2 protein-coding genes are annotated in these 1,565 nt (G+C 68.6%); both read right to left on the bottom strand.

Annotated elements, in window-relative coordinates; all coding sequences use genetic code 11:
- Positions 1-41: 41 nt before the first annotated feature.
- Positions 42-1,127, bottom strand: coding sequence for an integrase core domain-containing protein (locus tag BJF80_RS08855; protein WP_083673562.1), 1,086 nt, complete (start codon positions 1,125-1,127; stop codon positions 42-44).
- Between the two features lie 5 nt (positions 1,128-1,132).
- A complete protein-coding gene (locus BJF80_RS08850) occupies positions 1,133-1,477 on the bottom strand; it encodes a hypothetical protein (protein WP_075812965.1) in 345 nt (114 codons plus the stop codon).
- Between the last annotated feature and the right edge of the window lie 88 nt (positions 1,478-1,565).

Raw genomic sequence — 1,565 nt, 5'->3', positions numbered from 1 at the left:
CTGAGGTGTTTCAGCGTTAATGTCCGCATCGGGCGCTCGGATCAGACCACATCGGGGTCTTCTGGGTTTCGTTGATTCTTCCTCTGGTCTCGGTGGTAGGCAAGTCGCTGTCTGGCGGCCTCGGCGAGGCCTTCGCGGCGGGCGGTGCGGATGGCAGTGCCGCGCCCCTCGTGCTCGTCGAGCGGGGTGACGTAGCCGATACCGGAGTGCAACCGGGTGGCGTTGTACTCGGTCCGGACGGCCTCGAGCTCGGCGCGCAGGAGCGCGGGGTCGGTGATGGCGTTCAGGTGCGGCCACTCGGCCTTGAGGGTGCCGTTGAGGGACTCGATCCAGGCCTGGTCGGTCGGGGTGGCGGGCCGGCCGAAGTGCTGGGCGATGGCGACCATGGCCATGAACTTGCGGGTGTGGCCCGCGATCATCTGCGAGCCGTTGTCCGAGACAGCCAGCAGCAGCGGGGTGGCCTCGTCGACCCCGTCCAGGCCCAGGGGTGCGCCGATAGCTTCGGCGCGGTCCAGGGCCGCCTCGAGCAGCCCTTCGGCGTCCAGGGCCTGCTCGAAGGCGAGCCGGACCTGGGTGTGGGTTTCCTGCGCCGAGACGACGTGGGTCAGCCACTTGCGCGAGACCAGGTCCTCGATGATCAGCACCGCCATCCCGGCACGCGGGAAGTGCGTCGAGTCGTAGATCCAGATCGAGTTCGGGGTGTACGTGGCCCAGTCCGGGAACGGTCGCCGTTCACCGCGTGGTGGGCGTGGAGGGTGACGAAACCGCAGGTCATGATCGTTCAGGACGCGTCGCACGGTGGACGGGGAGGCCCAGAACAGGTCCTCGTAGGAGCCGCGGTGGGCCAGGCGCCGGTGGGAGAAGTCCTTATCCCCGAAGGTCTCGAACGCGGACACGATGGCTTCGATCTCCGCCGGCGTCAGCGCGTTCAGGGAGGCACCTGGGCGGGCGTCGACCAACGGGGTCCCGGTGTCCTTGCGCCGGGTCCAGCGGCGGGCCCGGCGTTCCTCCAGCCCAAGCACGGCGCAGGCCTTCACCAACGGCCAGCCTGCCTCCAGCGCGTGGTTAACGGCCTCGAGCAGGACTGTCTTGGTGGCCGCGTCGACGCGGGCCGGCACCGGGGCCATGGGCATCAGTCCAGCCCCCCTTTTTTCTCCAGCAGGGTCAGCTTGACCGCCAGCTCCTTGACCGCCTCGCCGAGTCGGTCGATCTCGGCGTTGGCCTCCTCCAGCTCCACGTCTCGGGCGCTCTTGCCCGGTGTCCCAGGACGGGAGGCGGCCAGCGCCGCGAGGGCACCGTCCTTGGCGACCTGCCGCACCCGGATGATCGTGGACCGGTCCACCCCGGCGCTGGTCGCGGCCTGCCCGATCGTGGCCTCACCTCGGACCAGCTGCAACCAGATCTCGTACTTCGCCGACGCTGACAGGACCTTCTTCGGCCGACGCTTCCTCGGGACCGAGGCATCGCTCGTGCTCATCGCGCACCCTCCTACAGGTGTCACGAAGACCGTACAGATGTTGCTTGATCCTCAGCCCGAAACCGGACACGAACGCTGGAGCAACCCA

The organism is Serinicoccus sp. CUA-874 (assembly GCF_001942225.1).
Lineage (GTDB): Bacteria > Actinomycetota > Actinomycetes > Actinomycetales > Dermatophilaceae > Ornithinicoccus > Ornithinicoccus marinus.
Note: the sequence above shows the minus strand (reverse complement) of the source record. Positions and strands in the feature narration are given on the sequence as shown.

Excerpts from the sequence above, each read along its gene's own strand:
- BJF80_RS08855 (WP_083673562.1), bottom strand. The coding sequence starts at position 1,127 with ATGGCCCCGGTGCCGGCCCGCGTCGACGCGGCCACCAAGACAGTCCTG.
- BJF80_RS08850 (WP_075812965.1), bottom strand. The coding sequence starts at position 1,477 with ATGAGCACGAGCGATGCCTCGGTCCCGAGGAAGCGTCGGCCGAAGAAG.